The following is a 16190-nucleotide window of genomic DNA, read 5'->3' as shown; positions in this document are numbered from 1 at the left end:
AAACGATCATTATTTTTTTCAGGGATAGAAATGGAAGACAAGGGAATATCGAAAAAAGAAGTGTTTGATGACCTCAAAGAGTTCAAAAAGCAGGACATGAATTACAGATCAGGTAGAATACTGGGTTCAATGTGCACCTGCCCTCATCCTGTGGGAGTTGAAGCTTACACCATGTTTCTGGAATCCAATCTAGGAGATCCGGGTCTTTTCAAGGGAACGAAGGCCATGGAAGATGATGTAATAACCATGCTGGGTGAGCTGCTTGGAAAAAGGGATGTGTGTGGGCATATAATAACCGGTGGAACTGAGGCCAACATAATGGCAATGAGAGCCGCAAGAAATTCTGCCAGGATCCTGAAGGGAATAAGGGACCCAGAAATAATAGTCCCAAAATCAGCCCACTTCTCCTTCAAAAAGGCGGCAGATATGCTTTGTCTCAAGCTCCGCGAAGCAGATCTTGATGAGAATTACTGTATGGACATGGACTCAGTTAAGGAGTTATTAACGGATAAAACCGTTGCAGTTGTGGGAGTTGCAGGAACTACCGAGCTTGGTAAAGTAGATCCAATTGAAGAACTTTCAAAAATATGTTACAAAAAAAACATTTATCTTCATGTTGACGCTGCATTTGCAGGATTTTCAATTCCATTTTTAAATGAAATGGGTTACAATTTTCCTAAATTTGATTTCAACCTTCCAGGTGTTTGTTCTATAACCATAGATCCACATAAAATGGGCTTGGCTCCAATACCAACGGGAGGAATTCTATTCAGGGAAAAAAGGTATTTAAAGGCTATGAGTGTAGAAACTCCATATCTAACTGAGGATAGGCAGTCTACAATTGTGGGAACACGTACTGGGGCTTCAACAGCTGCAACATGGGCTTTGATGAAGTATATGGGAAGAGAAGGTTACAGAAAAGTTGCAGGAAAGTGCATGGAACTTACAGGTACTTTAGCTCAAGGAATCAGGGAATCTGGCTTCAAACTTGTTACAGAGCCCCAGCTTAACATCGTGGCATTTCAATCAGGTAATATGTCACCCGATGAAATTGCAGATCTGTTGAAGGAGAAGGGATGGGCAGTTTCAATAGCCTCTTACCCAAGGGCCATAAGGATCATAGTAATGCCCCATCTAAAAGAAGAGCATATAAAAACGTTTTTAATGGATCTTAAGGATATAAATCATGGATCTTAAGGATATAAATCATGGATCTTAAGGATATAAAGCGTTGATTAACTTTGAATTAATCCCGTACAAGTATAAAATTGGTATTGAAAATGAAAGGCAATATAAAACAGATAAAAACCCCAATAACCGATGATATCATACAGGATCTCAAAATAGGGGATAAAATTGAATTATATGGCACAATATTTACGGGTCGTGACGCTGCACTGCCAAAACTTGTAAAATCAATCTTAAATGGTGAAAAACTTCCTGATCTTCCGGGTTCGGCCATAATGCATACTGCAGTGAGCCGTGCGGGTATATCCCCAACAACCAGCAATAAGGAAGAAATAGAAGAAAACATACCATTTCTTGCAAAATCAGGAGTTAAAATGCACATAGGCAAAGGTGCACTTGGAGAGAAAACTGTTGAAGCGTTAAATAAATATAAATCAATCTTCGTTGTGACGCCACCAGCCGCAGCACTTTTAACAAGTAGGTTAATATCCCGTGAAGTTGCAGCATTCCCTGAGGAGGGTATGGAAGCCATTTACAAACTTGAGGTTCGTGGAATTCCATGTATTGTTGCAGTGGCCCATGGTGAATCAATTTACTGATTTTGACTGATTTGTTCTATTGATATTCTATTTGGCTATTTACCATGGATTTTGATGTCTACCTTGATTTTCATCATTTGATTCTTGTCAGTTATTATTTCAATTATTTATTCTGTTCTTATTTCAATGGTGATGTTCAGTTCTGACGTTTTCTTATAATTACAAACTATTCAATTGCAAGGCTTCCCAAAGGCAATATCTCCAGCATCTCCAAGGCCTGGAACGATATATCCCTCTTTGTTAAGTTTTTTCTCAACAGAGCATGTGTATATCTCAACTTCGGGATGGTTCTTCAGTACTTTTTTTATTCCGTCCTTTGAGGCTATTACATTGAATATGACAAGTCTTTTGGGAGTTCCATGTTTTTTTATTTCATCAAGGATTGCATTCATGGTGTTCCCGGTTGCAAGCATTGGATCCGCCACAACAACTATTTTATCCTGAACTTCGGATATTCGGATGTAGCCAACAGTCACGTTGAATGGGGGGTCATCACTGCGCCATGCACCTACCACTCCACATTTTGCTTCGCTGAAAACCCTCATAACACCTTCAACCAAAGGAATTGCGGCTCTTAAAACGTTTACAACCACAATGTCCTCTTTATCTTTTATTTTTATACCCTCGGAAGTTCCAAGGGGAGTTTCAACTTGTATGGTTTCGGCTTCAAGAGTATTTGCAAACTTGTAACTTATCAACCTTCCAATTTCAATCATTCCTGCCCTGAAGTGGACGCTGTTGATCCCCTTTTCCCTTATTTTGGTGAGTTTTTCCTGGACAAGTAGGTGGTCCACCTTTTTTATCATCCATTACACGCTCCTACTATTCTACTTCAAACTGGCTCTAAGAAGATATGATACTCCTTATATATTACTAATTTAAGCTCGTAATCGTTTATTTATTTACCTTCTTTGTGATTAATCATCCAATTATTCATCTATTTTATTAGAAACATGCTAAAATCTCACTAGAACAAATCATTCATAGCCCCTCGATAAATTGAATTACCATGAACTAGAGAAAAATAATTGAAATAAATGTATGGTTTCATTTAATACGATTCCATTTTAATTGAAATGGTGTTAGTAATGAATAGAAAAATCATATTGATAACTATTGTTCTTTTTTTGCTAGTTTTACTATCCTTTATGCTATTTTCCCCAAAACCCATGAATCAAAGTGAAAATGAAACAGAGGTATTGGCTCAAAACCTTGACACGCCATGGGCAATGGATTTTTTACCCAACGACGCCATAATATTTACGCAAAGGGGTGGAAAGGTCAGCACGCTCGATAAGAATGGTGTGAAAACTGTTGGGGATATTAATGTTATCCAAAACGGAGAATCTGGACTTCTGGGAATTGCTGTTGACCCTCAGTTTGCAGAAAACAGGTACGTCTATTTGTACTACACATCTGACAGCGGAAATAGGGTTTCCAGATTCGTGTTAAAGGATAAACTCGAAAATGAAACAGTGCTGATTGATAATATTCCCTCTGCCCAGATTCATAACGGTGGCAGGATAAAATTCGGGCCTGATGGAGAACTCTACGTAACAACCGGTGATGCATCCAATGGAACGTCTGCCCAGGATAAAAATTCCCTTGCAGGTAAAATACTCCGGCTCAACAAGGACGGATCTGTACCTGCAGATAACCCCTTTAACAACTATGTGTACAGTTACAGCCACAGAGATCCACAGGGAATTGCATGGAACACTCAAAACGGTACTTTATATGAATCAGAACATGGTAACGTGCGTAATGATGAAATAAACATTATAACAATGGGTTCAAATTATGGATGGCCAATTCACGAGGGAAATGGCACCTTCCAGGGATATGTAAGTCCCATTCGATGTTACACAGAGTTCACCCTTGCACCGTCTGGCATAGCATTTTATAAAAATAACCTCTATGTTGCAGGGCTTCGAGGCAACCAGCTTAGAAAGGTAAGTCTTTCAGAGGATGGAAAAACTGTTGTGGGAGAACAAGCACTTTTCACAGACCTTGGAAGAATTAGGGATGTTGTGGAACATAATGGTTACTTATATATTTGCACAAGTAACAGGGACGGTAGAGGAATACCTAAAATTGCTGATGACAAGATCATACGGATTAAAGTCGATTAAATAAAGTGGATTGAATTCGTAAAAAAAAGAGATATAATTTAAATATTTTTGACGGATGACTGAATGAATAGTTGACTTGAAATTACTGAATGAAATTACTGAAAATGAACCATAAAAATTAGGAGATTGAAATCAATTATTGGACTTAAAATGGAACCCAAAGGGGGAAACTAAAAAAGTTTAAAAAAAAGTTTAAAAATTTGGTTCAAACTTAAGATAGAACAAATTAAACGAATTTATTCATGGATTTCATTCTTTTTATCTTTTGTTAAAATTCTTTTACCATGGGCTGTTGGTAATACTTCAAGTTTACCTCCTTCAAAGTCCAGATCATACTCTTTTCCCTCAAATAACGTGTGAAGAAAGATCGCGAGGGCTGCAACTTCTGAATGGGGTTGTGTTGTCACGGACACATTCCACTCTGCTTCTTCATAAACTTCGGTTGGAACCTTTGCACCTCCAACTACTATGAGTTTGTCCTTTGGAGACTCCTTTATTTTTTTTGTAATTTTTTGCACAGGTTCTCCGTACATGGTTAAGTGCACTATTTCACCGCCAGCAGTTTTCCATTCTTCAATAAGGTTTTCCCAATCTTTACGATATTCAACTTCAAAACTTCCTCCCCATCTTTTTGCAACGTCCCTCACGCTTTCCATAATATTTTTATCTTCACCTCCGCTTATAATTACTTTTGATGCTCCGAAAGCTCTTGCTGTGAGACATACGTGTGTTGTTATCCTTGCGTCTCTACCTCTTCTGTGATCAAGTCTTAAAACGTTAACTTTCATGTTTTCAACCTATATAATCATATTTAATCAATGTTTAAGCAGTTATTATGCTCAATAATTCGTTTAAAATTAAATTAAAGTAAATTATTCATTTGATCCAATCATTAATCAATTTTTTATCAATAAAAAGTTTATTTAGATTTTATTTACTCAGTTTACCAGTTTAATTAACCTAAACTCGATAAAACTACAGTCATTATAAGCAGGGCCAGCATTCTTGCAACCTCATTTGAAGTTCCTAAAACATCTCCTGTTGCCCATTTAAAGTTTTTTCGTGCCAATACTGCAATAAAAGTGCCTCCAATTAATCCTCCAATTATTCCAAGGACTCCTATCATGTTGAAGGTTAAAAATCCAATTGCAGATGTTACAATCAGTGAAGCTACAAGTAACTTTATGTTCATGGATTCTATAAAAAATCTACCAGTGCCATTGGGGAATGGGTTTGAAAATGTTGCACATGTCACAATTCCCATTTTAGCGGCTATTTCAGATATAAAGAGGATGTAAAATATCATTGCTGTTGGGGCCGAACCTATGGTTGTAAAGGTTATCAATGCAACCATCAAGAAGTATGAAATTCCTCCAACCCCAATATTGGTATCCCTCATAACTGCTATCTTTTTTTCAGGGGTTCCATGAACCATCATACCGTCCCCAAAATCTATAAGACCGTCGAGGTGATGGAAACCATTGAACCATATTGCAAAACTGTAGATCAAAGCTGCTGCAACGAATTGAGATACATGTACCACATCAAGAAGTAGAAAACCAAGAGTACCTACAATTATTCCAATGAACCCTCCAATTATAGGCCAGAACCATGTGAACTTTGCCATTTCCTCAATGCTTGTATGAATATGAATGGGTAAGATCGTTGAGAAGGATACAAGACCTGGAATTCCCCTGAACTTTACAAGTGTGCACTGATTGTTGTCATCATGTTCTTTGTTTTCTGGCATTTTCATCGTCATCCTACATTTAATATCCATAAATCTCATGTTTAATATCCATAAATCATTCCTCAAATATCTTGGACATGCATCCTGCAATAATTCCTGCAAACACGTCATCAAGCATGGGTCCGAGCACGCTTAAAACACCTGGTTTCGCTTCATCATACCTTTTGAAGTTAAATGTGGCTTTTGTACCAGCTATCTGGTTGGCCACAGCTATTCCAAAGACCTCATCTGAGTAAAAATAAGCGGGATCATCATCCACGTCCACACCTTTCACCCTGTGCTTTTCATAATCTTCTTCAAGCCGTATACCTGCTATTACAAATGATACCACATTCAGGTCTTCTAACGATTTCAGTATCTGTTTACGGAATTTTATTTCAATTTTTTCAGTCTTTTCGACCCCAACAACAAGTTCCATCCCTGCATCAACCAAATCTTCAACTGTGACCCCAACATCTTCCATGAATCCAATTACATCCTTTGGAAAGCCACATTTTTTTAAAGATTCACCTACGGCCTCTCTAACACATTTTGAAACATTTTCATAGACTTTGGTTTCGTATTGGGAGTTGCAGTCATATGTGAGTCCTGTGCAGGCCACTAAAATTGAATCGTTAACTGTACCATTCAACGGATCGAATGAAAAATGGTTCATAACACCTAAATCCCATAGAGCAGCTGATTTTGCATCAGATGTGGCTTTGAATAATTTTAAAAGTGTTTCGTCACTTAGTTTTTTATCAATCAGCACAGTTATATTTGTGCACATTCCTTTGCTCACGCTTTTTGTGTATTCCATGGTTACAATTGTTGTTACATCCTCAATTGTGACTGTTACCATTTTAGTTATATCTGTCTGATTTACCAGGGCTGCTGCAGGTTGTGGTACTTTTTTATCTTTTATAATCTTCAGAAGCTGTTCCTGTTGTTTTTTTGCATCCTGAAATATAAATTTATCATCGTAATTGGTGCAGTGATTAACTATTGATTTAATATTTTTAAGGCCACTGCCAACTTTAGGGTTGCCTATTATCCTGAATCCGTCTTCTCTTTGGATTATGAGTGTTTCGTGATCTTTAATGATAGTTATATCATCTGTACAAATTTTACTTTTCATTTTACCACCAACACATTATAATACTATGATCAATATAAAAATACTTAACAGGTGGTTACATGAAGATTCATCTTCAGGTCTTTGTTGAGACCGAAAACCTTGGAAAGGCAGTAAATGCCCTTACAGATGCAGGAATAACTGGTTTTTATATTTTAGAGTACAGGGGTATATCTCCCCAGGATTGGAAGGGTTTCACTATAAATGAAGATCCAAAATCTGCCATAGGTCTTATTAAGGATTATTCAACCGAGGCCGTACTTATTTCGAGTATTGTTGATGAAAAAAAAGTCGACGCTATTGTTGAATTATTGCGCGAAGCATTGAAAGATGAGAGATACACGGTTCTTGAGGTTCCGATACGTAGAATAATTGTTAATTATGCATATCAAGAGAAACCAGAAAAAAAACCTAAGGCATGGATCATTGAAAATGAAGTTCCTTGTTTCTACTGTGGGGAGAAGGCAATTCAGAGAATACAAATAGATCGAAAAACAGCCAAAGTATGGTGTACAAACTGCGGAGCAGCGCGATACTATTTACTTAAAGGTGAAAAGCCAGAGGGGTAAGATGGTTCTGGCTAGGCATTTTCACTTTAGGACATTTTTCACTGGTTAAAATAATTATATGTTATTTTACTGCTAGAACAAAATTAAACAAAACTATATATTCACGGCTTACCGGTTATAACCAGTTAACAAGGCTCACCCGCTGTTTAACTATCTTGAATTTTGTTAAATTGTTTTGAAATTTAAAGCAATTTAAGAATATAGGATACAAGGTAAAAAAATATTAATGCAGCCACTATAAAAACTATGAATGATTTAAGATCCATTTTATCGTCTCCAATGTTTTTCAACTTATTTGTTTAATATAACCTAATATTTTCCTGTTTTTATGTAATTAATATCTGAGATTTCTATATTTAAAATAAATAATAGTAAATAACTATCAATCAATTACCATATGAATAAATAAATGTATAGGATAAGAGTTTGAAATAAGTAAAATAGCAAGCAGAGAATTGTAAGGGATAGACAAATTAATTATATGGAAATAAATTTATTCTTTGATAACAGGATAAAGGTTGGAAAGGAGCTGGTGATCCATGGAGAAAGAATGTTACATGGAACATTACAAATTTATGGCCGAAGCTTTAAAAGAAGCAAAAAAGGCTTTAAATGAAGGCGGAATCCCAATAGGGGCTATTCTTGTGAATAATGGCAAGATCGTCAGTAAAGGTCATAATAAATTATTACAGAGAGATTCTCCGATTTTACATGCTGAGGTGGACTGCATTGAAAGTGCAGGTAGGTTAAATGGGAAAGATTACAAAAATTCCACTCTTTACACAACCTTATCACCATGTGACATGTGTTCAGGGATGATACTACTCTATAAAATCCCAAAGGTCGTAATGGGAGAAAATAAAACCCTTAAAGGTCCAGAGGATTACTTGATGAAAAATGGAGTAGAATTAATCAACCTTGATATGGGGAATTGTAAGGAATTGATCGAAAGTTTCATCCGCAAAAATCCTGAGGTATGGGACAAGGAAATTGAAAAGATCAGCTAGGTTCATTTATCAATACACCAAAGTCTCCCCAAAAACTTCAACAACATTAGACTTCAAGATTATAAAATTCAATAATATATGATCAAAGAATAACTCAATATTAAAAACTTCAATATTAAAAATTCAGTAAATTCAATAATAAATGCATTTCAATAACTATAAAAAATAAATTTGATTTACAAATAGAATAAATTCAATTTATTATTACAAATGAAATAGTTTTAACATGAATATAACTAGATCAGGATTCGTGATAGGATGGTAATTGTTATAGACCCCCAAAATTCAGGAATATCTGGAAACATGGTTTTAGGGGCTTTAGTTGGATTGGGATTAAATTCTGAAGGTTTAATAGAAGTTATGGAACATTATGCTTCTTACTTTGGAGATATCAACGTTAAAATAACTGATGTTAAAAAAGCAGGGATTTCTGCAACCTATGTTGATGTGGACTGCAAGGATAAAGGAGCAATAGGTTACACGGAACTCATTGAACGTTTGGATAAAATTAAACATGAGGAAATCCTGCCTGATGTTTTGAAATTTGCAAAGAGAGTGTTCAAAACTATTGCGGAGGCAGAATCACGAGTACATGGCACAACAATCTCTAAAGTGCATTTTCATGAAGTAGGTGCTGCAGATGCTGTTGCAGATGTCATAGGGGCTTCATATGGGTTTCATAAGCTTGGTTTTAACTCCAAAAAAATTTACGGAATGCCTGTTGCCCTGGGAGGAGGTAGAACTAAATCTGAACACGGTATGCTCAGTGTTCCCACGCCAGCAACACTTGAAATTCTGAAAAACGTCCCTGTATTTGGGGGGCCTGTTGATTATGAATTAGCTACACCAACGGGAGCAGCCCTTTTTGTTAACATGGTGGATGAGTTCTGCAGTTTTTATCCTCTCCTCCTGAATAGAAAGATTGGATACGGTGCTGGAAAGCATGATCTTGAAATTCCGAACATTTTAAGGATAATAAATGGAGATTCACAGGTTCCAACTGACAATGTATCCATATTGGAGACCAACTTGGACAACGTTACAGGAGAAGTCATCGGACACACATTTCAGAAACTTATGGAGGTCGGAGCCCGGGATGTGACTGTTATTCCAACTATAACAAAGAAAAACAGACCCGGACATCTTTTGAGGGTTATAACAAAACCATCAAACTGTGATAAGATTTCGGAGGCAATAATACGGGAAACCGGAACACTTGGGGTACGGGTGTTACCTTATGTTCATAGAAACATTGTGTTACGGAAAATAATTCCTGTTGAAGTTGATATAAATGGAATAAAAAAGAAAATAAGAATTAAAGTTGGAATGATTGGTGAGGAAGTAATAAGTAGTAAAGTAGAATATGAAGATGCAAAGAGATTATCCGAAGAGACTGGAATTCCCCTGAAAGATGTGATGATGAGGGCAGACGAGGCCTTCAAGGAAAGGTTGGAGTAAGATTATTTTAGAAAAGCTTTATGCCAATATAATGTTCTGTATGCTCTGCTTGAGATTTCTGTATGGAAATATGTGTTATAATTTTTTTATGAACTTTTAAGATATAGAATATTAATGATATGGAAATAAATTTGATAATGTATTCTTATTGATAATAAAATAAGTAAACATAAAACTAGAATATAATGGTGTTTAAATGGTATCAAACAAGAAAAAAGCTATAACAGTCCTTTCAGGTGGGCTGGACTCAACAGTTGCAACATCGTACTTCAATGATGAATATGAAATCCATGCTTTAACATTTGACTACGGACAGTGGAGTGCTGAAAGGGAGATAGAATCAGCAAAAACAGTATGTGAAAAATTGAATATAAAACACACGGTTTTAAATCTTCCATGGCTTTCAAAACTTGGAGGTTCTGCCTTAACTTCAAATGAAGAGATACCTGAACTCAAAGCTGATGAACTTGATAATAAGGAAGTCTGTGATGAAACAGCACGCAAAGTATGGGTTCCAGGCCGTAACATTGTTTTTACTGCCATAGCAACTTCATTTGCAGAGGCAGAGGGTGCCCAGATCATCATAGTTGGATGGGATCTTGAGGAAGCTGCCACATTTCCAGATAACTCAAAGGAATTTTTAAATGCTTTTAACAATGTTTTGGAAATTGGTTCCATTGATAATATAAAGATAGAGGCGCCAGTAATAGATATGAACAAGAAAGGTATTGTGGAACTTGGAAAACAGGTTGGAGCCCCTATGGACCTAAGTTACTCCTGTTATAAAGGTGGAAAAGAGCACTGTGGTGTGTGTGAATCTTGTATGAGGCGTAAAAGGGCGTTTCAAGAATCTGGGATTGAAGATAAAACCATTTATCTAGAATAAGAGATTCATCTAAAAAATAAGTCTATTTAAAAAAATTCATTTCATATTATTTTTTTTTGATTATTTTTTCTTGGTGCACTGTTTTAATTTAATTTATCTCTTCTATTACTAATTTCATAAAAAAATAATTTTTAAAATTAAAAAAAATTAATTAAAAATTTTAAAATAAAAAGATTTTGATGGTCTGTTTTATTAAAAAAAAGAAGGATGTTTATTTTATAACCATCAGGGTGTCACCAGCATTTGCAGTGTCCCCCTCTTCAATGAAGATACTTTCAACTGTCCCTGATAACGGAGCATGAATATCGTTTTCCATTTTCATGGCCTCGAGGACAGCCACAACATCTCCTTCGTTCACATGGTCTCCTTCGTTGACTTTAAGTTTAAGTATCATACCATGCATGCTGGAGGTTACACCACCTTCAACAGGGCCTGTTGGGGCTTTAGCTCCAGTAGGTTCTATTTCCATGTATCCTGTAGGAATTACCTTAACATCAAAGACTTCACCATCAACATCCACACTGTAAGCTGTTGGAAGTGGAGGCACGTCGTATTCTGAATTTGAAACCTTTTCTGGTGCTTTCAGTTCTTCCTCCTCAACTTCTCCCCTCAAGAATTTTGGGGCAACTGCAGGATAAAGAGCGTAGGTAAGAACATCTTCCTCCTTTTTGATTATACCCATTTCCTCACCTTTCTTCCTGAACTTTTCAAGCTCAGGTTCCAGAAGATCAGCTGGCCTGCAATCTATTGGTTTCTCATCTCCAATGATCTTCTTGGCAATTTCCGGGTTGATGGGGGCTGGAGGTTTTCCATAGAACCCTTTTATATATTCTTTAACTTCTTTTGACACGTTTTTGTACCTTTCACCACTTAAAACGTTTGTAACGGCTTGAATTCCTACTATTTGGCTTGTTGGGGTTACAAGTGGTGGATATCCCAGTTCTTTACGGACGTGTGGCATTTCTTCAAGCACTTCCTCGTATCTGTCAAGGGCGTTCTGCTGTTTAAGTTGGGATACCAGGTTTGAAAGCATTCCGCCGGGGATCTGGTATAACAAGACATCTGTATCAATTCTTTCAGCTATCGGGTCCAGAATACCCAGATATTTCTGCCTTATCTCCTCGAAGTACTTTTTAATCTGACTTAAAAGCTTTAAATCTAACCCTGTGTCATATGGTGTACCCTCAAGGGCAGCCACAATACTTTCAGTTGGGGGTTGGGAAGCACCCCATGAAAGTGGGGATATTGCTGTGTCCAGAAGATCCACACCTGCTTGGCAGGCTGCATAATAACTCATTGGAGTCATACCGCTTGTACAGTGGCAGTGCAGGTTTATCATGAGGTCTGTCTCTTCTTTCAATGTTTTTACAAGTTCATAAGTGTCTTGTGGTGATATAAGCCCGGCCATGTCTTTTATTGTTATGGAGTCGCACTCAAGTTCCTCTAACCTTTTTGCAAATTCCACATATTTCTCTAAGGTGTGGAATGGACTGACAGTGTAACTTATTGTTCCTTGAACATAAGCTCCCTGTTCTTTTGCTACTTTGATAGATAGTTCCATGTTTCTTATGTCATTAAGGGCGTCAAATATCCTGAAAACATCAACTCCATTTTCATAGGATTTTTCAACGAATGCCCTTGTTATGTCATCTGGATAATGTTTGTATCCGACGAGGTTCTGGCCTCGAAGTAACATCTGTATAGGGGTCTTTTTAATGGCTTCTTTAAGTTCTATTAGACGTTCCCATGGATCCTCATTTAAATATCTTATACAAGTATCAAAGGTTGCGCCCCCCCATGCCTCTAACGAGAAAAAGCCCACGTTGTCCATTTTTTCAGCAATGGGTAACATGTCCCGGGTTCTCATCCTCGTTGCAAGGAGAGATTGGTGCGCATCTCGGTATGCTGTTTCTATGATCTTTATCTTTTTCATGCTGACCCTCACAGTAAGCTTGGATTTATTTTCATTTCTTTATATAGATAGTCCTAACTTCCATATATATTTCGCAGCAAACTAACTAAATCCACTAGACTAATCAAATTAAAATTTTAAGATTTAAAAAAATAATATTATTTTCATGTTTCATTATTCTGTTGTCCATCATGGTTTTAATGGTTTTTGGAAATAGTAAGATGGTTGTTGTTGGTGTGATTTTTAGTTCGGTGACAGCTGCCTAGTTTTTGAACCATTAAATGATATTATTGTTAAGTTATTGAGGGTACTGTGGTGATGTTTAGTTTCAAGTGGAAAAATACAAAAATTGGCAAAAAGTGAGCAAAAATGGATTATGCTTACCATTTTCATGTCTACTTTCTATCTTTTTTTATTGTATCTGACAGATTATAAAATCGACGTTCTCGTAAACAACCTTGCTGAAACTTGGTTTTATTGTATTGATGTTTGAATGAATGTCTTCGCTGTAATACATTAATGGATAAAGCTCAGAATCCGCTTTCTGCAGGTATAATGTTCCATTTTCAGAAGGGAATGTTAACCTTTTATCGTATACTATATATCCTATATTATTCATCTCAAAACTGGATTTGGGCGTTGTATTATTGAAATATTCGAATCCGTAGTGTATTGGAATTCCTGTTTGCGTTGCAAGGAACATACTCACGTAAAGGTTGGATATTAAAATTGATTTATTTTTATCTGCATTTGCATTGAACCAGTTTGCCAGGTCCACCTCTGAAGAGGATGGGGGGGCGATTTGAACAGATCCAAGATCGGTTTTGGCTCCAAAGGTACTTATGTTCGGATTTTCTAGTGTTAAAACTCCTGAAACCATGGAAAACATGAAAATTGCTATTAAAAACCCGGTTCTAATTGAATTTGATGAAACTCGTTTGTAATCTTTTAACTTCTCGTAAACGTAGCTTAAACCGAACCCACCAAGCAGTGCAAGGGGCATCATCATGTAAACTATCAATCGGAATGAAATGACATTTACACCGAACCAGTAAGATTTGCTCAATAAGAAAAGTACTAGTAACCATACTAAAACGAATATGTCTTTTTTACTCCTTCTTTTAACGGCTAAAACTCCTCCGATTAATGCAAATGGTAAAATGAATGGAGTAAAATATTTTACATATCCGTAGGCACTCAGTGGTTCATTTGTGTTTACCTGGGATGCGTAGCCTGTTGCCGCAGATATTCCTCCTTTTAAAATTCCATAGAACAAATCAGGAGCAGATAACCATATAAACAATGCCGCCGCCAGGATCAATGCAACTAAACAGCTTAAAAAAGCACCATAATTTTTAAAAACCTTGATGTTACGATAGACAACCACTTCAACCAGGGTTAATGCGGTTATTACAAGGAATAAACATAATATTGCTGCTTGATGTGTTGCAATAACTAATATGAATAGTATTCCTGATAATAAGGCATATTTTAATGTGTTATCCTTTATGGAGCGGTAGTAAAGGTACACTGCAATGGGTATGAAGATCAGGGCAAGATTTTCTGGCAGGGGGAGCATGATCCTGTAGATCATGTAACTTGATATTATTAGAAACCCTGCAGAAATTCCTGCAATTTTTCCATAAAACTTCTGGGCAACATAGGAAACAGATAAAACTATGGACATGGCTAAAACTGGTTGTAAAAACCTTGCAATCTGGAAGTAGTCTACATTTAATAAATTTCCCAATGCTGCAATAAGAAGGTGAAATAGAGGAGGATAAGCTATTTTTTGCCCTACAGGGTAATTTAATAAGGGATTGGTCAATACAAGTCCGTATTGACTGTAAAGGTGTGCGTATTGGATGTGGTAAATTATATCCCAACTCAATGGCCACTGAAATTTAAGTGTGGGTATTAAAGTTATGAAGAATGCTGCTAAGGCAGGAATAAGTATCAATGCCTTTTTATAATTTTTATTATCCCAATTCATGTTATCACAATTAATTTCAATTATTTTATAAAATTATTTTTTTTATAAGAATCATTAATCTATAATGATTAAATTTTAACAATTTAAATATTAACAATTAAATTCTTAAATCTAGTTTCTAATCCATTAAAAGAGATACAACTATAATGTAATGATCTATCATAAAAACTTATCCAATAAATTTTTATTTGGTATATTTTGGGATAATTAACGATAAAATGTAGTTGATCTTTCAACTTTTTTTGATGTTTGCTGAACGGTTCTTACCATTGATCCGAAAACTTTATATAAGAAAATATACAACCTTATGTTGTCGGAAGTAGGTTTCCGTATTCCGATAATATTTAAATTGAAATTTAAAATTGAAATTTATTGAGATTAAAAAACGGCTAAGAGAGGTTTAAATGGTAAGAAAAATAGCAATTTATGGAAAAGGTGGAATAGGAAAATCAACAACTACTCAAAACACAGCATCAGCAATGGCACATTTCCATGATAAAAAAGTCATGATACACGGCTGCGATCCAAAAGCAGACAGTACAAGAATGATACTTGGGGGAAAAATGCAGAGAACCATGATGGACACCTTGAGAGAAGATGGAGAAGAAGCCTGTATGGTACTGGATAACATCATGTCAATAGGTTACGAAGGAATAAAATGTGTAGAATCCGGTGGTCCTGAACCTGGTGTAGGATGTGCTGGTAGGGGTGTGATAACAGCAATTACTCTCATGGAACAGCAGAAAGTCTACGAAGATAACGATTTTGTTTTCTTTGATGTACTTGGAGATGTTGTGTGCGGTGGATTTGCAATGCCTATCAGGGACGGTAAAGCTGAAGAAATCTACGTTGTGGCTTCAGGAGAGATGATGGCACTCTACGCAGCAAACAACCTGTGTAAAGGTATGGTGAAATACGCTAACCAGAGTGGTGTGAGACTTGGAGGAATAATCTGTAACAGTCGAAACGTTGATGGAGAAAGAGAACTCCTTGAAGAATTCTGTAAAAAAATAGGAACCCAAATGATCCATTTCGTTCCAAGGGACAACATAGTCCAGAAAGCAGAGTTCAACAAAAAAACCGTGGTAGACTTTGAACCAGACTGTAACCAGGCCCATGAATACGAAGCACTTGCAGGTAAAATAATCAACAACGAAAATTTCGTCATTCCAAAACCAATGTCCATGGATGAGCTTGAAGAGATGGTTGTTCAGTACGGTTTAATGGACTAGATCGAAACAAAGTAGGAGACCAAAGAAATGCAAATGATCAGAGCTATAATTCGGCCTGAAATGGCAGAAAAAACTGTTAATAAACTTGATGCTGCAGGGTATGTGGCTTTAACCAAGTTAGATGTTATAGGGCGGGGTAAACAAAAGGGAATCCAGCTTGAAAATATTTACTACGATGAAATACCAAAAACCATGCTTTTGCTGGTTTCAGAAGATGAAAAAACCAGTGAAATAGTGGATATCATAACGGAATCTGCAATTACAGGAAACTTTGGAGACGGTAAAATATTTGTAAGTCCGGTTGACGAGGTTTACACAGTCAGAACAAGAAGTAAAGGGCTCTGAGGAGG

At 36.5% G+C, this 16190-nt stretch carries 15 protein-coding genes; 9 read left to right on the top strand and 6 right to left on the bottom strand.

Annotated elements, in window-relative coordinates; genetic code table 11:
• Nucleotides 1–30 precede the first annotated feature (30 nt).
• On the top strand, nucleotides 31–1197 hold the full coding sequence (gene mfnA, locus MSWAN_RS10025) for a tyrosine decarboxylase MfnA (protein WP_013826535.1): 1167 nt from the start codon (nucleotides 31–33) through the stop codon (nucleotides 1195–1197).
• Nucleotides 1198–1292: 95 nt separating this feature from the next.
• Nucleotides 1293–1787 (top strand): fumarate hydratase C-terminal domain-containing protein, encoded by a 495-nt coding sequence (locus MSWAN_RS10020; RefSeq protein ID WP_048188452.1) that lies wholly within the window; start codon nucleotides 1293–1295, stop codon nucleotides 1785–1787.
• A 170-nt stretch (nucleotides 1788–1957) separates the two neighbouring features.
• Here MSWAN_RS10020 and upp read toward each other — a convergent pair whose 3' ends face one another.
• Nucleotides 1958–2593, bottom strand: a complete 636-nt coding sequence (gene upp / locus MSWAN_RS10015) for a uracil phosphoribosyltransferase (protein ID WP_013826533.1) — start codon at nucleotides 2591–2593, stop codon at nucleotides 1958–1960.
• A 282-nt stretch (nucleotides 2594–2875) separates the two neighbouring features.
• Here upp and MSWAN_RS10010 point away from each other — a divergent pair, with 282 nt between their 5' ends.
• Nucleotides 2876–3919: a PQQ-dependent sugar dehydrogenase gene (locus MSWAN_RS10010; RefSeq protein WP_048188088.1), complete on the top strand. Its 1044-nt coding sequence runs from the start codon at nucleotides 2876–2878 to the stop codon at nucleotides 3917–3919.
• 236 nt (nucleotides 3920–4155) lie between these two features.
• Here MSWAN_RS10010 and MSWAN_RS10005 read toward each other — a convergent pair whose 3' ends face one another.
• The 3 genes from MSWAN_RS10005 to MSWAN_RS12545 all read right to left on the bottom strand — a co-directional run bounded on the left by MSWAN_RS10005 (nucleotide 4156) and on the right by MSWAN_RS12545 (nucleotide 6786).
• Entirely contained in the window at nucleotides 4156–4707 is a 552-nt protein-coding gene (locus MSWAN_RS10005; RefSeq protein ID WP_013826531.1) for a tRNA (cytidine(56)-2'-O)-methyltransferase, read from the bottom strand.
• 167 nt (nucleotides 4708–4874) lie between these two features.
• Nucleotides 4875–5675 carry an adenosylcobinamide-GDP ribazoletransferase gene (gene cobS, locus MSWAN_RS10000; protein ID WP_013826530.1) on the bottom strand — a complete coding sequence of 267 codons (801 nt, stop codon included), beginning with the start codon at nucleotides 5673–5675 and terminating at the stop codon, nucleotides 4875–4877.
• Between the two features lie 49 nt (nucleotides 5676–5724).
• Nucleotides 5725–6786 carry a phosphatidylglycerophosphatase A gene (locus tag MSWAN_RS12545; protein ID WP_013826529.1) on the bottom strand — a complete coding sequence of 354 codons (1062 nt, stop codon included), beginning with the start codon at nucleotides 6784–6786 and terminating at the stop codon, nucleotides 5725–5727.
• Between the two features lie 59 nt (nucleotides 6787–6845).
• Between MSWAN_RS12545 and MSWAN_RS09990 the strand changes: the two genes are divergently transcribed.
• The 4 genes from MSWAN_RS09990 (at nucleotide 6846) to queC (ending at nucleotide 10703) form a co-directional block, all read left to right on the top strand.
• On the top strand, nucleotides 6846–7352 hold the full coding sequence (locus MSWAN_RS09990; RefSeq protein WP_013826528.1) for an MJ1244 family protein: 507 nt from the start codon (nucleotides 6846–6848) through the stop codon (nucleotides 7350–7352).
• A gap of 539 nt (nucleotides 7353–7891) precedes the next feature.
• On the top strand, nucleotides 7892–8359 hold the full coding sequence (locus tag MSWAN_RS09985; protein ID WP_013826527.1) for a nucleoside deaminase: 468 nt from the start codon (nucleotides 7892–7894) through the stop codon (nucleotides 8357–8359).
• A 258-nt stretch (nucleotides 8360–8617) separates the two neighbouring features.
• Nucleotides 8618–9817 carry a nickel pincer cofactor biosynthesis protein LarC gene (larC, locus tag MSWAN_RS09980; RefSeq protein ID WP_013826526.1) on the top strand — a complete coding sequence of 400 codons (1200 nt, stop codon included), beginning with the start codon at nucleotides 8618–8620 and terminating at the stop codon, nucleotides 9815–9817.
• 196 nt (nucleotides 9818–10013) lie between these two features.
• Nucleotides 10014–10703 carry a 7-cyano-7-deazaguanine synthase QueC gene (gene queC, locus MSWAN_RS09975; RefSeq protein ID WP_013826525.1) on the top strand — a complete coding sequence of 230 codons (690 nt, stop codon included), beginning with the start codon at nucleotides 10014–10016 and terminating at the stop codon, nucleotides 10701–10703.
• Nucleotides 10704–10914: 211 nt separating this feature from the next.
• Here the strand turns inward: queC and oadA are convergent, their stop codons facing one another.
• On the bottom strand, nucleotides 10915–12636 hold the full coding sequence (oadA, locus tag MSWAN_RS09970; protein WP_013826524.1) for a sodium-extruding oxaloacetate decarboxylase subunit alpha: 1722 nt from the start codon (nucleotides 12634–12636) through the stop codon (nucleotides 10915–10917).
• Nucleotides 12637–13027: 391 nt separating this feature from the next.
• Nucleotides 13028–14608: an ArnT family glycosyltransferase gene (locus MSWAN_RS09965; protein ID WP_013826523.1), complete on the bottom strand. Its 1581-nt coding sequence runs from the start codon at nucleotides 14606–14608 to the stop codon at nucleotides 13028–13030.
• 404 nt (nucleotides 14609–15012) lie between these two features.
• Here MSWAN_RS09965 and nifH point away from each other — a divergent pair, with 404 nt between their 5' ends.
• Together nifH and MSWAN_RS09955 are read left to right on the top strand one after the other, a co-directional pair.
• On the top strand, nucleotides 15013–15840 hold the full coding sequence (nifH, locus tag MSWAN_RS09960; protein WP_013826522.1) for a nitrogenase iron protein: 828 nt from the start codon (nucleotides 15013–15015) through the stop codon (nucleotides 15838–15840).
• A 27-nt stretch (nucleotides 15841–15867) separates the two neighbouring features.
• Nucleotides 15868–16185 (top strand): P-II family nitrogen regulator, encoded by a 318-nt coding sequence (locus MSWAN_RS09955; protein ID WP_013826521.1) that lies wholly within the window; start codon nucleotides 15868–15870, stop codon nucleotides 16183–16185.
• Nucleotides 16186–16190 lie beyond the last annotated feature (5 nt).

The sequence above is a fragment of the Methanobacterium paludis genome (genome assembly GCF_000214725.1).
GTDB lineage: Archaea > Methanobacteriota > Methanobacteria > Methanobacteriales > Methanobacteriaceae > Methanobacterium_C > Methanobacterium_C paludis.
The sequence above is the reverse complement of the archived record's forward strand: the minus strand, read 5'-3'. Positions and strand labels throughout refer to the sequence as shown.